This is a genomic window from Parabacteroides sp. AF14-59 (assembly GCF_003479515.1).
GTDB lineage: Bacteria > Bacteroidota > Bacteroidia > Bacteroidales > Tannerellaceae > Parabacteroides > Parabacteroides faecis.
This window is the reverse complement of record NZ_QUHH01000003.1, coordinates 96,701-98,517: the sequence shown is the minus strand read 5'-3', so window position 1 is coordinate 98,517 and position 1,817 is coordinate 96,701. Positions and strand designations below refer to the sequence as shown.

General features: G+C 33.1%; 2 protein-coding genes. Both read left to right on the top strand.

Features of this window, described 5'->3' with window-relative positions; translation table 11 throughout:
* Nucleotides 1-982, top strand: a 982-nt coding sequence (locus DWW23_RS04465; RefSeq protein WP_147382590.1) for an RHS repeat-associated core domain-containing protein, incomplete at its 5' end; no start/stop codon positions are given.
* A 1-nt stretch (nt 983) separates the two neighbouring features.
* Nucleotides 984-1,493, top strand: a complete 510-nt coding sequence (locus tag DWW23_RS04460) for a hypothetical protein (protein ID WP_122352085.1) — start codon at nt 984-986, stop codon at nt 1,491-1,493.
* The last annotated feature ends 324 nt before the right edge of the window (nt 1,494-1,817 follow it).

The window sequence follows — 1,817 nt, the reverse complement described above, 5'->3', positions numbered from 1 at the left end:
GATGAGTTCCCAGGCCGTAAACTACTACCCATTCGGAATGGCGAATGGCGACCAACGTGCAGCCGACTTGCAGTCATATAAATATACTGGTAAGGAGCTGGACATGAAACAAGGTCTGAATTTGTATGATTATGGGGCGAGGTACTATGATCCTGCAACCTGTCGTTTTACAACAATGGATCCAATGGCAGAAATGTATTATTCGATCAGTCCGTATGCTTATTGTGCAAATAATCCGCTGAATGCGGTAGATCCTTCAGGGATGGCTATTGACTGGATACAGGATAAAGACAAACGGATCTATTGGGATAAAAATGCTACTTCAGAAACGACAACAAAAGCTGATGAGACATACTTGGGTAAAACTGTTTTTGCAACGAATGAACAAGGTGATTTCAGATATGGGGATCAATACGGAAATTGGTGGGATAGCGCCCCTTTGAATGGAGTAACTACTAAAGGTATTCAAGGTATTGGAATTGATCATATTAGTGCTGCGATGAGAAATGCGACACAAGGATATGATCCCCAATGGATTGTCAGTTTCGATCAATTTCTCAATGTAGGACTTTCTGCCATAAACATGGCTTTAACGGCCACTACGTTGGCAAATGATTTAACGAATTTGGGTAGTGGATTAAGAGGATTCAAAACCATTAATAATATTTCTAAAGGGGAACCTTATATAGGAACAAAGTTAGACTACATATTCGGCAAAGCTACGGGAGCAACTCATAACATAAAACGTTCGACAGGAATGTTAAGACAGCTTGAAAGTATCGGCATTTTTGACAATCTGGCAGGAAGATCTTTATTAAATACTCATTTAGAAAGGGTATATAGCGGAACTCAAGGAATACTGCAATCCAATGGACGTTATTTAAGAGAGTCCGTATTAATGGGACCAAGAGGAGGGCTCAAAGTTGAAAGCATTTGGGAAGGGAATAAATTAATTACAATTAAATTAATAGGTGGAAAATAATATGAGACAAGTCATTAAAAATAGATATTTAAAAGTGTTTAGTTTTCTATCTTCAAGAGAGACTACAACCTTTTTAAACAACCAAGGAGCAAATAGAAGTTTATCTCTTGAGGAAACATTTGGAGAAAATTACTACTGTTATATATGCTATCATTCATTGACACAAGAGAAATTATTTTCTTTATCTTTTAGCAGTGATGAAAGTGAAGATAATTTAAATATTATGTATTGGAATGATCTGATAGTCCTAGATATAGGAAAAAAAAATTATTTAATTGACGATTTTTTAGAAATAAGATCGTCAATTGAAATCACAACACCTTTGGTTGGGTTATATGTAATAAACGACGAAAGATTACTTATATTAGAAGAGGCTTTTGTAAGAGTAATAAATAACAAAGGAGAAGTTGTAAAAAGTGAATTGATAGACCTTATTGAGGATTTCAGCATTAAAGATAATTTATTGTTTATACAAACAAGTGAAGAAAATAGAATAATTGAATTAAATTAAAGCAAAATATTCAACAATATAATTATTTTTCTGGGTTATGGGACCAACGTCAAGAAATCTAGGAAAACAGATCGTTGCACAGAATTTGGATATTTAGCTAATTTAAGAGATTCAAATAAGGATCGGAATTTAATATCTCCTAAATCAATAAGTTCTTGGTTTACAAATGACGCTAAATCAAATAGCAAACAGCTTATAAATATTTATATATCATATAGATATAGCTCACTAAACAGAGGAAAGGCTAAATAATATTTATTAAACTACCAAATAGGATAATTATTATGAAATAAATATATGCAATATCAATCTTGTTATTTATAT